Annotated in this window: 16 protein-coding genes; 4 read left to right on the forward strand and 12 right to left on the reverse strand. The window is 69.7% G+C overall.

Annotated features, from left to right (window positions below; genetic code table 11):
• Positions 1–583 precede the first annotated feature (583 nt).
• The 7 genes from pheA to OG729_RS20005 all read right to left on the reverse strand — a co-directional run bounded on the left by pheA (position 584) and on the right by OG729_RS20005 (position 7637).
• Positions 584–1519, reverse strand: a complete 936-nt coding sequence (gene pheA, locus OG729_RS19975; protein ID WP_360867302.1) for a prephenate dehydratase — start codon at positions 1517–1519, stop codon at positions 584–586.
• Positions 1520–1562: 43 nt separating this feature from the next.
• Positions 1563–2825 carry an iron uptake transporter deferrochelatase/peroxidase subunit gene (gene efeB / locus OG729_RS19980; RefSeq protein ID WP_405811198.1) on the reverse strand — a complete coding sequence of 421 codons (1263 nt, stop codon included), beginning with the start codon at positions 2823–2825 and terminating at the stop codon, positions 1563–1565.
• A gap of 37 nt (positions 2826–2862) precedes the next feature.
• Positions 2863–4791: a copper resistance CopC/CopD family protein gene (locus OG729_RS19985; RefSeq protein ID WP_405807430.1), complete on the reverse strand. Its 1929-nt coding sequence runs from the start codon at positions 4789–4791 to the stop codon at positions 2863–2865.
• A gap of 22 nt (positions 4792–4813) precedes the next feature.
• Positions 4814–5272, reverse strand: coding sequence for a copper chaperone PCu(A)C (locus OG729_RS19990; RefSeq protein WP_405807431.1), 459 nt, complete (start codon positions 5270–5272; stop codon positions 4814–4816).
• Entirely contained in the window at positions 5269–5919 is a 651-nt protein-coding gene (locus OG729_RS19995; RefSeq protein WP_405807432.1) for an SCO family protein, read from the reverse strand. Before OG729_RS19995 ends, OG729_RS19990 begins: the two co-directional genes overlap by 4 nt.
• Positions 5920–6011: 92 nt before the next feature.
• Positions 6012–6752, reverse strand: coding sequence for a YcnI family protein (locus OG729_RS20000; protein ID WP_360867316.1), 741 nt, complete (start codon positions 6750–6752; stop codon positions 6012–6014).
• Between the two features lie 96 nt (positions 6753–6848).
• Complete coding sequence (locus OG729_RS20005; RefSeq protein WP_405807434.1) at positions 6849–7637, reverse strand: hypothetical protein; 789 nt, start codon at positions 7635–7637, stop codon at positions 6849–6851.
• A 235-nt stretch (positions 7638–7872) separates the two neighbouring features.
• Here OG729_RS20005 and OG729_RS20010 point away from each other — a divergent pair, with 235 nt between their 5' ends.
• Positions 7873–8355 (forward strand): ATP-binding protein, encoded by a 483-nt coding sequence (locus OG729_RS20010; RefSeq protein ID WP_360867322.1) that lies wholly within the window; start codon positions 7873–7875, stop codon positions 8353–8355.
• A 94-nt stretch (positions 8356–8449) separates the two neighbouring features.
• On the opposite strand, the gene OG729_RS20015 is transcribed toward OG729_RS20010, so the two are convergent.
• Together OG729_RS20015 and OG729_RS20020 are read right to left on the reverse strand one after the other, a co-directional pair.
• On the reverse strand, positions 8450–9934 hold the full coding sequence (locus tag OG729_RS20015) for an aminopeptidase P family protein (RefSeq protein ID WP_405807435.1): 1485 nt from the start codon (positions 9932–9934) through the stop codon (positions 8450–8452).
• 87 nt (positions 9935–10021) lie between these two features.
• Positions 10022–11572: a PP2C family protein-serine/threonine phosphatase gene (locus OG729_RS20020; protein ID WP_360867328.1), complete on the reverse strand. Its 1551-nt coding sequence runs from the start codon at positions 11570–11572 to the stop codon at positions 10022–10024.
• A gap of 455 nt (positions 11573–12027) precedes the next feature.
• On the opposite strand from OG729_RS20020, the gene OG729_RS20025 reads away from it, so the two are divergent.
• Both OG729_RS20025 and OG729_RS20030 read left to right on the forward strand, forming a co-directional pair.
• Positions 12028–12711 (forward strand): bifunctional DNA primase/polymerase, encoded by a 684-nt coding sequence (locus OG729_RS20025; protein ID WP_405807436.1) that lies wholly within the window; start codon positions 12028–12030, stop codon positions 12709–12711.
• Between the two features lie 223 nt (positions 12712–12934).
• On the forward strand, positions 12935–13540 hold the full coding sequence (locus OG729_RS20030) for a hypothetical protein (RefSeq protein ID WP_405807437.1): 606 nt from the start codon (positions 12935–12937) through the stop codon (positions 13538–13540).
• A gap of 195 nt (positions 13541–13735) precedes the next feature.
• On the opposite strand, the gene OG729_RS20035 is transcribed toward OG729_RS20030, so the two are convergent.
• From OG729_RS20035 to OG729_RS20045, 3 genes are all read right to left on the reverse strand, one after another.
• Positions 13736–14728 carry a DUF5926 family protein gene (locus OG729_RS20035; protein ID WP_360867335.1) on the reverse strand — a complete coding sequence of 331 codons (993 nt, stop codon included), beginning with the start codon at positions 14726–14728 and terminating at the stop codon, positions 13736–13738.
• Positions 14729–14939: 211 nt separating this feature from the next.
• Positions 14940–15497, reverse strand: coding sequence for an ATP-binding protein (locus OG729_RS20040; protein WP_360867406.1), 558 nt, complete (start codon positions 15495–15497; stop codon positions 14940–14942).
• 95 nt (positions 15498–15592) lie between these two features.
• Positions 15593–16393, reverse strand: coding sequence for a glycerophosphodiester phosphodiesterase (locus tag OG729_RS20045; RefSeq protein WP_360867338.1), 801 nt, complete (start codon positions 16391–16393; stop codon positions 15593–15595).
• Between the two features lie 246 nt (positions 16394–16639).
• Here OG729_RS20045 and OG729_RS20050 point away from each other — a divergent pair, with 246 nt between their 5' ends.
• A complete protein-coding gene (locus OG729_RS20050) occupies positions 16640–18208 on the forward strand; it encodes a trypsin-like peptidase domain-containing protein (protein WP_405807439.1) in 1569 nt (522 codons plus the stop codon).
• Positions 18209–18279 lie beyond the last annotated feature (71 nt).

Genomic DNA, 18279 nt, shown 5'->3' on the forward strand with positions numbered 1-18279 from the left:
GCGGACCGGTGGCACCTCAATCGATATAGCCTCGCCTGCCCCTTTGTCCGAATTGCTTAAATTGTCGGAGTTTGGAAAGCTCCGGGAATTCGCGCCACGGGTAAGCGTCAATAAATGCCATGCTATTCGCCGAAATGGGGCATCTGGCGAAGACTCGCATTGACCGGCATCCCTTGTGGGGCGGGGGCTCGAGCCTGCCTGTCCACAGGGGATGCAGCCCTTCGCAAAGTTATCCACAGGTTGTGTGGGGGGTCTGTGGACCGCGGAAAAGATCATTCCAATGCTGTGGGTGAGTCGGAGGATTCACCACGCAAACCCACCTCACGGGCTCATCCAGGTGGGAATTCCTCGCTCTAAAGAGTTGATCAATGGAATTGAGGTGACACAGGCCACCGTGCGGCCCTGTGGACGGAGTTGGGGCGACTGAGCAGATTTGTCGACCATGTCGGGTTGTGTTGTCGACTTGTCCCCAGGTCGAGAAGCAAGCCTGTGGATAAGTTCTGTGGACAACGAAAATCTGCAGGTAGGACCGGATCGAACCGCTCCTCCACCGCTGCCGGCTGCTCTACCGCTGCTCCACCGCTCAGGCCCGGCCGTCCTGGCAGCGCGCCAGCCAGTCCGACGCGGCCGTGAACTCCTCGTCCGACGTCCCCGCACGCAGCTGCCGCACGTCCTCGACCGCCACACCCGCCCTGGGATACGAGCCGAGGAACCGCACGTTCGGACAGATCCGCTTCAGCCCCATCAGCGCCTCACCCACCCGCCGGTCCGAGATATGGCCCTCGGCGTCCACGGCAAAGCAGTAGTTCCCGATGCCCGCGCCCGTCGGCCGGGACTGGATCAGCATCAGGTTGACCCCGCGTACGGCGAATTCCTGCAGCAGCTCAAGCAGCGCACCCGGGTGGTCCTCGCCCATCCAGATGACCACCGACGTCTTGTCCGCGCCGGTCGGCGCGGCGGGCCTGGCGGGCCGGCCCACCAGGACGAAGCGGGTCTCCGCGTTCTCGGCGTCGTGGATCTCGGTGACCAGTGGCTCAAGGCCGTAGGTGGCCGCCGCGAACTCACCCGCGAAGGCCGCGTCGTAGCGCCCCTCCTGGACGAGGCGCGCGCCGTCGGCGTTCGAAGCGGCCGACTCCCACAGGGCGTCCGGAAGGTTGGCCCGCAGCCAGTTGCGCACCTGGGGCTGGGCGACCGGATGGCCGGTCACCGTCTTCACCTCGGACAGCTTGGTGCCAGGACGCACCAGCAGCGCGAAGGCGATGGGCAGCACCACCTCGCGGTAGATCATCAGCGGTTCGCCCGAGGCCAGCTCGTCGAGGGTGGCGGTGACGCCACCCTCGACGGAGTTCTCGATCGGTACGAGGGCGGCCGCGGCGTCCCCGTTCCGTACGGCATCGAGCGCCGCGGGCACGGACACCATCGGGACCAGCTCCCGGGTGGCTGCTTCCGGAAGGGTGCGCAGGGCGGCTTCGGTGAAGGTGCCCTCGGGTCCGAGATACGTGTAGCGCGTGGCCGACATACCGTCACCCTAATGGGCCCGCGAACCGGACGACTCGCGATCTTCAGGACTCCAGCAGCCGCTGTCCCACATACTCGCCCTTCTTCGGACCGCCCGGCACCGCGAACAGTCCGCTCGCCTCGTGCCTGATGAACACCGACAGTGCATCGCCCCGGTCGAGCTTGCGCTGCACGGGAACGAAGCCACGCAGCGGATCGGCCTGCCAGCAGATGAAGAGCAGCCCCGCGTCCGGCGTCCCGTCGGCGGCGATGCCGTCGTGGAACGAGAACGGCCGCCGCAGCATCGCCGCGCCGCCGTTCTGCTCCGGGGCGGAGATCCGGGCATGTGCGTTGTCCGGGATGACCAGCTTTCCGTCCGGGCCGGTCTCATCGAGCGCGGGCTCGGTCAGCTCGCTGCCGCCGGTCAGCGGCGCGCCGTCGGACTTACGGCGGCCGATGACCTGCTCCTGCTTCTTCAGCGAGAGTTTCTCCCAGTCGTCGAGCAGCATGCGGATCCTGCGTACGACGGCGTACGAGCCCCCAGTCAGCCACTCGTACTTCGTCCCCGACGGCACGAAGATCCGCTTGTCGAAGTCCGGCTCGGACGGTTTCGGATTGCCGGAGCCGTCGATCTGGCCCATCAGATTGCGGGCGGTCATCGGCTTTCCGGTGGCGCCGGGCGAGCGGTTGAAGCCGTTCATCTGCCATCGCACCCGGGCCGCGTCCCCCGCCGCCTTGTGGATCGCGCGCAGCGCGTGGAAGGCGACCAACGCGTCGTCCGCGCCGATCTGCACCCACAGATCGCCGTCCGACCGCTTGGCGTCCAGCTGATCGGAGGAGAACGCGGGCAGCGGGTCCAGCTCCGGCGGTCGCTGCGCTGTCAGCCCCGTACGGTCGAAGAAGGTGCGGCCGAAGCCGAAGGTCACGGTCAGCGATGAGGGCCCGGCGTCGAGCGCGACGCCGGTGTCGCCGTCGCCGGCCGACCGGCCCGCCATCAGATCGCCCGCGAGCGCGGACCAGCGGCGCATCAGTGCGGCGGCTTCCTTGCGGCCTGCTCCCGGCGCGAGATCGAAGGCGATCAGATGGCCACAGGCCTGCAGCGGCGTGGTGATGCCCGCCTGGTGGGCGCCGTGGAAGTCGACGCCGGTCGAGCCGAGCGTGGTCAGCGCGGTCGGGGTGTCGCCGGCCGCGGCCGCGTGCGCCGCGGCGCCGCCCGCCGCACCCAGGACAAGGCCGGTCGCGCCCGCCGCGCCCACGGTGCCGAGCAGCCGGCGCCGGGAGATGTCCTTGTCGCTCACAGGGCTGTCGCTCACAGGGTTGTCGCTCACGCGGTTGTCGCTCACGGGGTTGTCGCTCACGGGTGGTTCAGCCGATCTTGATGTTCTTGTCGACCGTCGTCTGGTCGATGTCGGAGGTCCGTACCATCACCTGGACCTGCCAGTCGCCGGGCATCGGGATCTGGACCGGGTCCGCGCTCCAGTGTCCGACAGTGACGCGGTCGGGCGTGATCGGCAGCGGGCCGATCTGCTTGGCCTTGAGGGTGAAGGACACCTTCACCTCGGGCACGTCCATCGGCTTCAAGTCCGGGTTGTAGATCCAGACGTGCATTTCGTTGCCGCCGGAGGTGGCGGGGTCGAGGCTGAGCCGAACGGTGCCCTTGCCGTTCTGGCCGCCCGTGTCGAAGGGCAGCTTGATCTCGGTGGGACCGGCCGGCGCGTTGGAGGCCGCCTGGGTGCCCGATGCCCCCGCGGACTTGGCCGCCTCCTCCTGCGTACGCCCCGGTTCGGTGGACGTCAGGATGGTGGTCACCGCCAGCAGGACCACGGCGATGCCCGCCTCCGCCAGCACGGAACGGCGCAGTCCGGAACGCTCCGGGTCGGCGTCCCTCGCCTTCTTCTTCAGGGCCGTGGCCACCGCGGCCTTCTGCCGGGCGAGTTGGGCCGCCCGCTCGGGATCCGCTTCCGCCTCGCCCTGCGCCTCCTCTGTGGCTTCGGCCTCCGTCACCTCTCCCAGCTGCGCCGTCCACCGCCGCGAGATCCATGCCACACAGACCATGACGACGACCAGCGCGACCTTGACCAGCAGCAGCTGTCCGTACGATGTCCCGGTCAGTGCCGACCAGGAGCCGACCTGCCGCCAGGACTGGTAGATCCCGGTCGCGGTCAGCACGACGACACTGCCGAACGCCACCCCGGAGAACCGCCGTACCGCCGCCCGCTCGATCGAAGGCGCCAGGTAGAGCACCGTGAGCAGCGCTGCGAGCCCGCCCAGCCAGGTCGCCACGGCCAGCAGATGCAGGACGTCCACAGGCATCGCAAGGCCGGGCTGGATGCCGGTCGACGCATGCTCCGACAGGGCCCACGTCCCGGCGATCCCGGCCGCGACGACCGTGCCGCCGATGGCGAGACCGAAGGTCAGATCCTTCTTCTCGCCGTCGCCGTCGCCGTTGCGCTCGCCCTCCTCCCCGCCCTCGTCCTCCCGTTTCGCGTACGCCCCGAAGAGCACGGCGACGAACAGCGCGGCCGCCCCGAGCAGCAGCAGCCGCGAGATGAGCGCTGCCCCGGTCTTGGTCTCCAGGACGTCCCGCAGTCCGCCGAGGTCGAAGGCGTCCGCCAGCTTCCCGGAGCCGGTGTACGGGGTGCGCAGCAGCAGCATCGCGAGCGTTGCCGCGGTGAGCGCCACCCAGCCCTGTACGACGAGTCGTTGCAGCGGGCGTACGGAAGCGCCGCGTTGCCAGCACGCGAGGACGAAGGCGGCGCCGCCGACGAGCAGCACGAAGCCCGCGTACGCGGTGTAGCGCGCGATGTCGTAGAGAACGCCGACCACCCCTGTGCCGGCCTTCTGGTCGGGCAGGGCGGCGGAGGTCGCGGAGGGCGCCCCGATGGCGAAGGTGAAGGCCCCGGAGACGGGATGGCTGTCGGCGGATACGGCCTGCCAGGCCACGGTGTATGTGCCGTTGGGCAGTCCCGGCAGCAGATCGACGCCGTAGGAGACCTTGCCGCCGGTGCTCAGGTTGCGGATCTTGGCCTTGTCGGCGCGTTTGCCGCTGGGTTCGAGTACCCGGATCGAGTCGTTCCCCATGGCGACCTGCTCGGAGAAGGTGAGCGTGACGTCTTTGGGGGCGGTGGCGACCACCGCCCCGTCCTTCGGGTTGCTCCCGGTCAGCGCGGCATGCGCCGAGGCGGGGCTCGCACCGGCCAGCAGCGCGCCGACGAGCGTGCCGATGAGCACGGTCGCGGCGAGCAGCAGCCGGACGACCGGGGATGGGCCGAAGCGCGGGGCGATGGCTGTCATGGCGTGATCAGTCCCTCGGTGCTCAGTGCTTCTCCGGGTTGTACGTGGGCTCCTTGACGGGAAGTTCGACCTTGATCGGGTCGGACTTCTCGAATCGCAGCTCCACGGTGACCTTCTCGCCCTGCTTCGGCTTCTGCTTGAGCTTCATGAACATGATGTGGTTTCCACCGCGTTCGAGGTCGAGCTCACCGTCCGCCGGGACGTCGAAGGCCTTCACCTTCTGCATCTTCTGGTCCTTCGACTCGTGGATCGTGATGTCGTCGGAGATGTCGCTGGTGACGGAGGTGAGCTTGTCCGCTCCGCCTCCGGTGTTCTGCACCGTCAGAAACCCGGCGGCCATGTCGGCGCCGACGGGCTGTGGCATGAACGCGCCGCTGACCTTCAAATCGGGCGATCCGGACAGGCCGTCGGACGAGCAGCCCGCCAGCGCCAGACCCGCGGTCAGGGCTAGGACGGACGCGACGGTGGAACGGCGGTTCACGGGTTCTCCCCACGGATGATCTTCGGCAGGTCCTTGGCGTACTCGTCCGCCGAGGTGTCGTCGCCGTACAGCACATAACCCGCGTCGGTCTTCGGGGAGAAGGCGATGACCTGCGCGCCGTGCATGGAGACGATCGTGCCGTCCTTCTCCTTCTTCGGCGGGTCGATGCCGATACCCATCTGGCGCGCGCCCGCCTGGATTGTCGCGAAGTCGCCGGTGAGACCGGTGAAGGACGGATCGCCCGCGCTGGGCAGCCACTTGGCGAGCTCGGCCGGGGTGTCCCGCTCGGGATCGGTGGTGACGAACACGACCTGGAGCTTGTCCTGGTCGGCCTTGGCGAGCTTCTTCCTGGCGATGGCGAGATTGCTCATCGTCAGCGGGCAGACGTCGGGGCAGTGCGTGTAGCCGAAGTAGATCAGCGTCGGCTTGCCCTTGGTCCGCTCGCGCAGGTCGTACTTCTTGCCGTGAGTGTCCGTGAGGACGAGGTTCGGCTTGGTGAACGGCTGGTCGAGCACGGTCGCCGGCTTCTGGACAGCCGCGGAGACATCGGCGACGGGACCCTTGGCGGAGTCGCTGCCCGAGCAGGCGGAGAGGGTGAGCGCTGCGGCCACGACGAGCGTGGCCGCGAGCACGGTCTTCTTACGCATGGAGAAATATCCCAAATGTGGTGTACGGGGCCTCAGGAGGCGCATCACGAGGCGCGCCGGGAGCCGCGTCGGAGGGAGCGTCAGGAGGAACGTCAGGAGGAGCGGCGACGGCCGGCCAGGACGCCGAAGGCGACACCGGCAATGCCGGCAAGGATGCCGACGATGCCCAGGACGCGCGCCGTGATGTCGCTGCTTTCGTCGGACGCCGTCTCGGACTTGGCGTCCTCGTCGTGCCCGTGCCCGGCGTTCTTGCCGTCCTTGGCGGATGCTTCCTTCGCGCCGCCGTGCTCGTCCTCGGTCGCCGCCGAAAGCTTCAGGACCGGCGCGGGGGACTCGGGCTCGGGCGCACCCTCCTTGGCCTCCTCGATCCAGCGCACGACCTCCTTGTTGTCGTACGTCTGCAGCGCCTTGAAGACCAACTGGTCGGCGTCCTCGGGCAGCCGGCCGAGGGAGAGCGGGAACTGCTGGAACTGGCCCGGCCCGATCTTGGAACCGTCAGCGGTCCAGGTGACCTTCGAGACGGCCTCGGTGATCTGCTTGCCGTGCACCTCGAGCGGCTTGGCCAGCTTCGCCTTGGTGACCTCGACCTTCCAGCCGGGCACGGGCTGCGGCATCACCGATGCCAGCGGGTGCTCGGTCGGCAGGTTGACCTCGAGCTTCACGGTCGAGGCGTTGTCGCGCTCGTTGGGAACCTTGAAGTTGACCGTCGCATAACCGCCCTTGGCGGCCTCGCCCTGAGGCTGCACGCTGACGTGCGCGAAGGCGGGGCCGGACAGCAGCAGCACGGAGGAGGCGGCAACACCGGTCGCGAGGGCGATACGGGAAACGTTCATGGCGGTAGACACTCCACAGTTCAGGAGAGATGGGTGCGTGCCGGGCACATACGGGTGCGCGGGCACCACGGCACCACTCCCGTCGAGTGGGCCGCGTCAGGCTGCGAGAGCGAGCTGTGCGGGAGGCCCGCGCCTGATCACCGTGTGCTGGAGTGCCTCGCCGACCGATGGCGCGGGAAGGCCGGACGCGCGCCGGGGAGCGCGCGGATCCACCGCGGGTGCCCCCGTCAGACCGGCGCGCAAGGCCCGTACGAGTCCGAGCGCCGCGCGCAACGGGCGCAGCCACGCCACCTCGGCCACCTCTTGGGCGGAGTCCGCCGACAGCCCGATCAGGCGCCCGAGCGCCAGATCCCCGCGCCGCAGCAGCCAGCCGGTCGCGAGTGCGGCCAGCAGATGCCCCAGCAGCATGGGGAGTGTGGGCAGCAGCTGCGGCGATGCGGCGGCGGTCTCGGCCATGTGCGCATGGGCGGCGTGCCCGGGCGGGATGATGCCCGCGTTGCTGACGATCCGCTGGGCGTCCGTGGGGCTCAGCGAGGCAGCGCCTGCCCCGCACACCAGCCTCGCGGCCATCCTGATCAGCGCGTCGTCGGCAGTCGGGGCGAGCTGCAGCCGGTGCTGCTGCCCGAGCCCGAACAGCGCGTGCAGAGCAAGCTGTCCGACGGCCAGTGCGACGGTGATCGACGGCAGCGAGCGAACCCGCCCGGCGAAGGGCGCGACCAGCACGAACACCCCGGTGAACCCTGCCGCCAGCGTCCACCACGGGACCGCCGCGCAGGCGGCCAGCGCATGTCCCGTCGCGGACAGCACGACACAGACCGCGGTGAACACCGCGGCCCTCAGCAGCCGGGGACCGGCTCCGGCGCGTGCAACGGGGATGGACGACATGGCCGGGTCATCATCGCACTGTGGGGGGACGGCTCATACGCCAGGTCCGGAAGATCCCCTTTGCGGAAGATCCTCAGGGGCGAGTGCGCGGCTTGACGGGTGCGCGGCGACATACACCGCCGCGCGAGCCGCGCGCGTCCGCCGAATGAGCGCAATCACGTCAACTGTGCGCTTACGGACCGTGTCTTGCGGCAATACGTATCGGTATGTCGAGCCGCAGCCAGGAGGCTGGAGCATGAGCATTTGGTGGTCTCTCCACTTGCGGCGCGAAGCCGCGAGCGTCCCGCTCGCCCGTCGCCTGCTGCTCGGCACGATGGAGACCGCGGGGGTCGATCCCGACATCTCCTACGACCTCTCGGTCGCGCTCGGCGAAGCCTGTGCGAACGCCGTGGAGCACGGCGGCGGCCAGGACTCCGGCGATGCCTCGGCGGCGTACCGCGTGACCGCCTATCTGGACGGCGAGAAGTGCCGTATCGAGGTGGCCGATTCGGGCCCGGGCTTCCCGGTGCCGGATTCAGGCTTCGCCGTACGGCACGGCGAGAAGTGCCCCTACTCCGTGCCGCAGGCTTCGCCGACCGCCGAGAGCGGCCGAGGTCTGTGCCTGATCGAGCAGCTCGCCGACCATGTCGACTTTCGCAACCGGCCGGGCCACGGCGCGGTGGTCAGTTTCGACAAGACCCTGAAATGGCGGGAGAACGCGCTGCTCAAGGTTTCCTGAGCCGCGCGCCCTCCGCTCCGTACGACTGCTCCGTACGACTGCTCCGTACGTCTGCTCCGTATGTCATTCCGCACGTCTGTCCGACGTCGTACGGTCAGCCCCTGAGCGAGGCCATCCACGCCTCGACCTCGTCGGCCTGCCGCGGCAGCGCCGCCGACAGATTCCTGTTGCCGTCCTCGGTGACCAGGATGTCGTCCTCGATCCGGACGCCGATGCCCCGGTACTCCTCCGGCACCGTCAGGTCGTCGGCCTGGAAGTAGAGCCCTGGCTCCACCGTCAGGCACATGCCCGGCTCCAGTGTCCCGTCGACATACGCCTCGGTGCGCGCGGCAGCACAGTCGTGGACATCCATGCCGAGCATGTGGCCGGTGCCGTGCAGCGTCCAGCGGCGCTGCAGACCCAGCTCGAGGACGCGCTCCACCGGGCCCTCGACCAGACCCCACTCGACGAGCTTCTCGGCGAGCACGTGCTGCGAGGCGTCGTGGAAGTCGCGGAACTTGGCGCCTGGCTGCACGGCCGCGATACCGGCCTCCTGCGACTCGTACACCGCGTCGTAGATCTTGCGCTGCAGTTCGTTGAAACGGCCGTTGATCGGCAGCGTGCGCGTGACGTCCGCGGTGTAGAGAGAGTGCGTCTCCACACCGGCGTCCAGCAGCAGCAGCTCGCCGGAGCGGACCGGGCCGTCGTTGCGCACCCAGTGCAGCGTGGTGGCGTGCGGGCCGGCCGCGCAGATCGATCCGTAGCCGACGTCGTTGCCCTCGACGCGGGCGCGCAGGAAGAAGGTGCCTTCGATATAGCGCTCGCTGGTCGCCTCGGCCTTGTCCAGGACCCGTACGACGTCCTCGAAGCCGCGCGCGGTGGAGTCGCACGCCTTCTGCAGCTCGCCGATCTCGAACTCGTCCTTCACCGCACGCGTCTCGGAGAGGTAGACGCGCATCTCCTCGTCGCGCTCTGCGGTGACCTTGTCCGTCAGCGCGGCCTCGATGCCGGCGTCGTGTCCGCGCACCACGCGGACCGGTCCACTCGCCTCGCGCAGCCGCTCCGGCAGCTCGCGCACGTCCTTGGCACGCACACCGAGCAGCTGCTCGGCCTCGGTGAGAGAGTGCCGGCGGCCGACCCAGAGCTCGCCCTGGCCGGAGAGCCAGAACTCGCCGTTCGCACGGTTGGAGCGGGGCAGCAGATAGATGGTGGCCCGGTGCCCGGCGCCCTTGGGCTCCAGGACCAGGACGCCGTCCTCGGACTGGTCACCGGTGAGGTACGCGTACTCGGTAGAGGCGCGGAAGGCGTACTCGGTGTCATTGGAGCGGGTCTTCAGATTGCCCGCGGGGATCACCAGACGCTCGCCGGGGAAACGCGCCGAGAGAGCGGCACGGCGGGCCGCGGTGTGCGAGGCCTGCGCGATGGGCTCCAGATCGCGCAGTTCGGTGTCTGCCCAGCCACTCGTCATGTTCTCGGCGAGCTCGTCGGACACGCCCGGGTACAGGCCGTTTTTGCGCTGCTTGATGGGCTGCTCTTCTTCGTCCGGGCCCGCTGCGTCAGCAGCAGGATCGGATGCCGCCGGGGTGAGCTCCTCGGCCACGTCTGCCTCCTCGTTACGACTGGACCGCCTTCCATCGTATGTGCGACGGGAAGACGGCCCGGCGCCCTGTGGACAACGTGCGAGGAATCAGTCAAAACGGGCGGCGAGCAGTACGACGTCCTCGCCGCTGCCGGCCTCGTCGAGCCCCTCCGGCAACACCGTGCGCAGCACATGGTCGGCGATCGCCCCCGGGTCGCCGCGCAGCGACTTCGGCACGCTCGCGGCCGCGGCATGCAGCCTGGCGAACGCCCGGTCCATCGGATCTCCGGTACGCCGCAGCAGCCCGTCCGTGTACAGCAGCACCGTTTCTCCAGGCTCGGGGGAGAGCTCGACGCTGGGCGCCTCCCAGCAGGCGAGCATCCCCAGCGGCGCCGAGAGGGACGTCTCGACGAACTCGGTGCGACGCTCGCCGACCACCAGCGGCGGCGTGTGCCCGGCCCCGGCCAGCACGATCTTTCTGTTCGCCGGCTCGGCGTACGCGAAGAGCGCGGTCGCCGTGCGCGCCGGCTCGGTCAGCCGCAGCAGCAGCTCCAGATCGGAGAGTACGGCGACGGGGTCCTCACCCTCCATCACGGCGTACGCCCGCAGCGATGCGCGCAGCCGCCCCATTGCGGCCATCGCGCTCGGCCCGGATCCGCTGACCGAGCCGACGGCGAGCCCCAGCGCGCCCTCGGGCAGCGGCAGCGCGTCGTACCAGTCGCCGCCGCCGCGCTCAGTCGTGCGGTGCTTGGCCGCGAGCTGGACACCGGGCACCCGGGGCAGTCTGCTGGGCAGCAACTCCTCGGCGACGGTCGCCACCGTCTCCCGGGCGTGTTCCAACTCGAGCAGACGGGCCAGGTGCTCGGTGGCGTACCGCATATAGAGCCCGACGAGATGGCACTGGCGCTCCACCGGCGTTGCGGGCTCGTCGTACATCCAGACGGCCGCGCCGAGCGTGCCGGCCGCCTCGGAGGCGAGCGCCACGGTGTAGCTGGCCGCGTAGCCGAGGCGGCCGGCGACCTCTCGGTGGCGGGTGTCGAGGCTCTTGTCCCCGAGCAGATCGGGTTGGGCGACGGCCTGGAGAGGACCGGCCGGACCGGACCGCCCGTCCGGGAGCCGGCCGTCGAGGATCCGGCCGTACGCGGTCGCGCCGCGCGGCACCGTCTCGATGTGGCCCAGTTCAGCATGGGTGAACCCGAGGCCCTTGGTCAGGGCGGGGCCGCGGTCCGGTTCGAAGCAGTCGGCCCCCGAGAGGTCCGGGACTGGTTCGAGGACGACCAGGCCGCGGCGGGCGCCGACCAGGGCGGCTCCCGCGCGCAGCAGTTCATGCAGGGCGTCGTCCAGAGAACCGGTTCTGGCCAGGCGCTCGGTGAGTTCGTGGAGGGTGGTCAGGTCGGAGACCCAGCCGGCCAGCCGATCCTGAATCACCGCGCCGGGAGGGGGCTGAGCGGCAGGGATGGCGGGCAGGTCCGCCGCAGTGTGCGGGTGAGCCGGAACCGCTGAATCGATTCCAGCCACTTTCGGCAGGTGAGGGGCGCTCATGGCAGCCGGCTTTCCGACTGGTGCGTTTCGCTCAATAGCATCGCAAACCCCCATGTCATTCTGCGCCGCTATCAATGCATCCACATGTACACGCACAAGTAAGGGGATGTCCAGCATTGGACCAGTGGGATTGGTGGTGTCTACGTGACCTTGAACTTGGCCGAAAAATGCGCCCCCTGGCGGCCAATTGAGGTCGACTGAGGGCGTTCGGCAGCGCGTCATTCCAAGCGTGATGGGTACGTAAACGGTGATGGCCAGGGGCAGTTGGGACCGCCCCGGAACCTGGCGACGGGCCCGGGCGTCCTAACATCCGGAGACCACGCCCCATCCCCGAGTGGCGGGGAAAAAGTTCAACGGGACAGCAAGCGCCAGGCGCGCGCCACCCCTCGCCACGCGTTTAATGGACTACAGCCCACGTTCGGCCCCCGGGCGGCGATCCTGTCGCAGGCGAAGCGGGGGGTCGCCCATGCCACCGGCAAGGGGCGGTGATGCGCCGATTTGTACGCACAGTGAAGAGCTGCACACATGGTGTGATGTGGACCTCGGCGTTCAACGGAAAGGAACGAGCGCTCATGCGCGAGATCCTCGGAAGGCGACGCAGGCTCCGGTTCCGGCGCAAGAGGGGGCCTGTTCAGCTTGAAGCGGCGCTCACCTGCGCCGCCGAGTGGAAATGGCCCGTACTCCCCGGTGTGGGGCTGAAAGCGGCCGGAAGTCGCGGTGACCGCGGGCGCGGCTGCGCCTGCCCCGACCCCGAGTGCGTCGTACCCGGCGCGCACCCCTTCGACCCCGGAATCCTCGCTGCGACCACCGACGAGCGGATGGTGCGCTGGTGGTGGACCAACCGGCCCACCGCTCCGATCATGCTGGCCACCGGAGGCCGCGCGCCCTGCGCGGTGAGCCTGCCCGCTGTCGCGGGCGCTCGTGCGCTCTCCGCGCTGGACCGGATGGGCATGCGGCTGGGCCCCGTTGTGGCGACGCCCACCCGGTGGTCGCTGCTGGTGGCTCCGTACACCCTCGAACAGCTCGGTGAGCTGCTCTTCGTCAAGGACTGCGTGCCGAGTTCGCTGCGCTTCCACGGCGAGGGCGGCTATCTCGTGCTGCCGCCGTCCGAGACCGGGACGGGCCAGGTGCGCTGGGAGCGCGCGCCGCTGCCCGGCTCCGCGGCTCCCTGGCTGCCGGATGTGGAGGCGGTGGTGGACGCGCTGGTCGAGGCGAGCACGAGCGCACCGGACGGCGGCAGCCGCCTCGCCTACTGAGTCCAGGGATCTCGACTACCCGGTCGAGGGGTCACGACCACCGAGTCGATGAATCTCGACCACCGAGCCCAGGGATCGCGAACCGGGTCGGCTGCGTCACTCGTACGGGTAGCAGCCGGCCCGACTTGTACGGGAATTGGGCGCGCGGCTGCCTGGGCGCCCGCATTCCGTCGATATCTTCGGCCCACCGTCAGGAATTCCCGCGCACTCGGCAGGTGGACCCATGAATCTCCGCATGATCGGGCTCGCCGTGGCCGTGATGTGCACCGCGCTGCTGCCGCTGGCCGCCGAGGCCGGCCCTATTGGGGGTACCTCGCGGGCCAAAGGTTCCGGCGGAGGACTATGGCCGGTATCCGGCGCCGTGCCCGCGGACGAGTCGAAGCCGAAGAGCGAACGGAAGCCGGTGCCGCGGCCCGCGCTCGGCGGTGGCGCCACCCCGTCGGCCCCATCCCCTGTGACCGGTGCCACTGCCCCGCAGACCTCCGCGCTATGTGGGCCGGAACTCACCTCTCCCGACGGGGTCGAGGCGCAGACCTGCGTACTGACCGAGGGGCACGACACCTGGGCGCGTACCTACTACCGCAATGCGACGGGCGGGAAATTGACGTCCGTACTTACCCTGATGGGGCCCGGCGGACGCACTCTGCAGACCAACTGCGCGGTCGGCGCGGGAGATGATCCGGATGCCTGTGAGACGCCGCGTGAGCCCTCTCGGGGCGCTGTATCGGCATATTCCGCGGTGGCGGAGTTCGCGACTGCGGACGGTTCGGACGAGGGGCCGCTGCTGCTGCGCTCGGGCAGCAACTCGGCTGCTCCTGCTGGCCATTGACGGAACCAACCGTTCCGCGGAAATGGAAGCGCCCGGTCGCTGGCGACGGGGGATGCACCAGCGACCGGGCTTCTAGAACGGTAACAAGAGATCTGCAGTTCGCAAATTCGATCTCGGGTATTCGGACAGAGATTTAGCTGCCGATAGCGCGAGTTGTGACTGGAGTCACCTATCGGTCGACAGAAACCGTCACTCTCAGCTCAGGGTGACTTGCCGGTTGGTGAGCCCGCCGCGCGCCCGGCGCTCCTCTGCGCTGAGGGGGGTGTCGGTCGTCAGCGCCTTCGCCAGCCGCTCGGCGAGCTCGGCAGCCGGCTTCTCGCACTCCTCGGCGCCCATCGAGCTCGGCAGGTCCCAGACCGGGACCATCAGCCCGTGCGCACGGAAGGAGCCGACCAGCCGGGTGCCCTCGCCGAGCGTGGACGCACCGGCGGCGTGGAGACGGGCGAGCGCATCGAGGAGCTGCTCCTCGGGGTGCGGCATGACCCAGCGCAGATGGTTCTTGTCCGGGGTCTCGCACCAGTAGGCGGCGTCGACGCCGGAGAGCTTCACGGTCGGGATCGCAGCGGCGTTCGCGCGCTCCAGCGAGGCGGACACCTCGGGGGTGGCGCCCTCCGCCGAGTCCGGGACCCAGAACTCGAAGCCGGAGTGGACGGTCGGCTCGAATCCGGCGCTCTCGTCGAGGAGGTCCTGCAGCCGCGGGCCGTCGGCCGACGCGCGCTGCCCTGCGACCGGGGTGCCGGGCTTGGCCGTCAGCGCCCGCCGAAGGGTGTCGGCAAGGTCGCGGCTGAGGTCGCCGGACGATGTGTCGTTCTGCAGGCCGATCAGGACGGAGCCGTCCTCGCGGCGCAACGCCGGCCAGGCCATCGGCAGTACGGTCGCAAGGGTCACGGACGGCACGCCCTCGGGCAGCCCGTCCTTCAGGGTGAGCGTGGCGGTCGCGGCGGGAACCAGTTCGCGCAGGGCCACCCAGTCGGACTCGCCGGCAAGTCCTTCGAAGGGGCGCTGGACCAGCTCGGTCACGGCATGTGCGGCGGCCCGGCCGTGACAGGCCTTGTAGCGGCGGCCGGAGCCGCATGGGCAGGGCTCGCGGGCTCCGACGACCGGGACGTTCACATCAGCGCCTGCGGCGCGGGCTCCGCCGGCGGTCTGCGACTTGGCGGCCTTGGTCTGGGGGCGCTTCTTGGCCATGGTGCGGCTCTCTCCCGACTGCGGTGGTGCTGTGTCGGGCGCGAGCCTAGCCGTCCGCCGCCGTTTCGGGGGCTCAGTGGCGCGGGTCCGGCCTCGGTCGAGCCGGTCCGGCGTGGGTCGCGCCGGCCCGGCATCGGTCGAGACTGTCGTACGCCTCGCTGGTCCCGCCCTTGCCCCCGGCCGAGACCGTCGTACGATCCCGCGCGCCTCCTCAGTCGAGATCGTCGAACGACTCCGCGAAGTCGAAGCCGGGACCAGCGACGCGCGTAGCGAAATCCTCGTGGCGGTGGCCTTCGGTGACGATCACCCACACCGTGACCTCACCTGTCGCGCCGTCGCGGACACCCCAGTCCTGGGCCAGCGTGCTGATGATGTTGAGCCCCCGGCCGCCACGCGCGGTGACCGACGGCGTGGCTGGAACCGGCCGGGTCGGGCCGCCTCCGTCCGTCACCTCGACGGTGAGCCGGCCCGCCCGGTCGAAGCGCCATGCCGCGCGGATGTCACCGTCGCCCACATCGGCGCGACCCAGCGGTCTGCCGTGTCGGCATGCGTTACTGAGAAGTTCGGAAAGGATCAGAACTGCATCGTCGACCACTGATTCGGAGACCCCGCTGCGGCGCAATTGTTCGCGCATACGGTGTCTTGCCTTACCCACGCCCGCAGGGCCATGGGGTACGGCCATGCTCGACGACGTGGGCACCTCCTGTGCCACCACAAACGCCACCCCCGAGACCTCCTTTGCCCCACGCCACGGTGTGAATGCCCCAATGGACTGGACCGGAAACCGGCCAACCGCGGGGCAGTGACGTACTCGTAACGATCCAGTACGGAGCGAACGCGCCGGTGCACTCCCTGTAACTGGCTTTAAAGGCGACCCAGTTGGGACAGCACCTGTTTGGGGCGGTTGGTGATGATTGCTTCCACGCCGAGGCGGGCGCACAGCTCGACGTCCTCCGGCTCATTGACGGTCCAGACATGGACGCGGTGGCCCGCGGCGTGCAGCCGGGCGATGTAGCCGGGTTGGTTGCGTACGATCCGCATGCCCGGGCCGGCGATCCGCGCCCCGGCCGGCAGCCGTCCGTCGCGCAGCCGCGGCGTCACGAACTGCATCAGATAAACGGTGGGGATGTTCGGCGCGGCCGCCGCGATCCGGTGCAGGGAGCGGGCCGAGAAACTCATGATCCGTACGGGCGAGTCGTCAGCCGTCACCGGATCGGCGAGACCGAAGCGCCCGAGCAGCTGGATCAGCCGCTCCTCCACCTGGCCGGCCCAGCGGGTGGGGTGCTTGGTCTCGATGGCCAGTTCGATACGGCGGCCGGAGTCGGACACCAGCTCCAGGAGCCGTTCGAGAGTGAGTACGGAGGTGAAGGACGGGTCTCCCCAGTCGGGGCTCTCCTCGCTGTCCTTCCAGGAACCGAAGTCGAGGGCGGCGAGATCCGCGAGCTCCAGTGCGGAGACCGCACCCCGGCCGTTGGAGGTCCGGTTGACGCGACGGTCGTGGACGCAGACGAGATGGCCGTCGGCAGTGAGCCGCACATCGCACTCGAGGGCGTCCGCGCCGTCCTCGATGGCCATCTTGTACGCGGCCAGGGTGTGCTCGGGGGCGTCTTCGGAGGCCCCTCGGTGGGCAACGACCTGAATGTTGTGCTGCCGTGCTTGGGTCACCGCGTCATGGTGCCACCGTGACGGGGTAGGCGCGTGCACGGGGCCGCCCGAGGGTCGTTCGAGGTTCGTCCGATGGGCCGTACGGTGGCGTTGGAGCTGCATCCGTTTTGTCGGAAGTAAAGGATTGCGGAGACATACACAGGTCCTGCTTACAGCGGCCTGACGTGCGGTGGGAAAAGCTGACGGCAGACAGCTGCAGAGCGGACTCTTGCCGAAGACTGACGTGGAACCTGAGGAGAAAGAGCTGTGAGCACCGAGAACGAGGGCAACGAGGGCACTGCGGTTCCGGCCGCCGAGTCCGTACCTCCTGTGCCGGTCGCCGCTCCCGAGGGCACGCCTGCGTCCGCACCGGGAGCCGAGATGTCCGGTTCGGACAGGACATCGGACGCGAGACACGACACAAACCGCGGAACCGGCGAGGGGACGCACGACGGGACGCACCAGGGGACACACCCCACTGAGCCGGCAGCGGCCGCGGCGGAGCGGCCCGGGCATCCCCCCCAGCCCGAGCCCGCCACCGCGCCGCTGCCTGGTCCCGTCCCGGGTGCCGCGCCGACCACGGCGCAGCACCCGCAGGCCGGATGGCCGCCGCCCCCGCCCTCCCTCCCCTCCTACGGGGGCGGGGGCAGCGGCGCCGGCCCGGCCTGGGGCGCGCCGGACCAGGCCTCACAGCCCCCGCGCAAACGCTCCGGCGGATTGGTCGCAGCAGTGCTCGTCGCCGCACTCGTCGCGGGCGGCGTCGGCGGCGGCATCGGCTACTGGGCCGCCGAACACAACGACGACAACTTCGGCTCGACCACGGTCGCGGCGGCGGACGCCCCCAGAGACCTCAAGCGTGATCCCGGAACTGTCGCCGCGGTCGCGGCCAGGGCCCTGCCGAGCGTCGTCACCATCGAGGCGAAGGCGGGCGGCGGTGACAGCGGAGAGAGCACCGAGGGCGGCACGGGCACCGGCTTCGTCTACGACAGGGAAGGCCACATACTCACGAACAACCATGTGGTGGCCTCCGCAGCCGACGGCGGCACGCTCTCCGCGACCTTCTCCAACGGCAAGAAGTACGACGCCGAGGTCGTCGGCCGGGCGCAGGGTTACGACGTCGCCGTACTGAAGCTGAAGAACGCGCCCTCGGGGCTGACCCCGCTGGCGCTCGGCGACTCCGAGAGGGTCGCGGTCGGCGACTCGACCATCGCGATCGGCGCGCCCTTCGGCCTGTCGAACACCGTCACCACCGGCATCATCAGCGCGAAGAACCGCCCTGTCGCCTCCGGCGACGGCTCCAGCGGCAAGAACTCGTACATGAGCGCCCTGCAGACCGACGCCTCGATCAACCCGGGCAACTCCGGCGGCCCTCTGCTCGATTCGCGCGGCGCGGTGATCGGCATCAACTCCGCGATCCAGTCGGCGGGCACCGGCGGCTTCGGCCAGACGCAGGCCGGCTCGATCGGCCTCGGCTTCGCCATCCCCATCAACCAGGCGAAGAACGTCGCCGAACAGCTGATCAAGACGGGCAAGCCGGTCTACCCGGTAATCGGCGCGACGGTCGACATGGCGGGCAAGGACCAGGGCGCCAAGATCGCCTCCGAGGGCGCGGGCGGCACGGAGGCGGTGACCCCCAACGGCCCGGCGGCGAAGGCGGGGCTGAAGGCGGGCGACGTCATCACCAGGTTCAACGGCAAGCCGGTGGAGAGCGGCCCGACGCTGATCAGCGAGATCTGGAACCACAAGCCGGGTGACAAGGTGACGCTGACCTACCAGCGAGACGGCAAGGAGCACACGGCGGAGGTCACCCTGGGCAAGCGCACCGGCGACAGCTGACCAGGTCCCTCCCTCGGGAGGGCTCGGGAGCGCCGGCTGACGGTGTCCTCCCTCGGGCCGCGCGCCTGCGG

This window comes from Streptomyces sp. NBC_00210 (genome assembly GCF_045160975.1).
Taxonomy (GTDB): domain Bacteria; phylum Actinomycetota; class Actinomycetes; order Streptomycetales; family Streptomycetaceae; genus Streptomyces.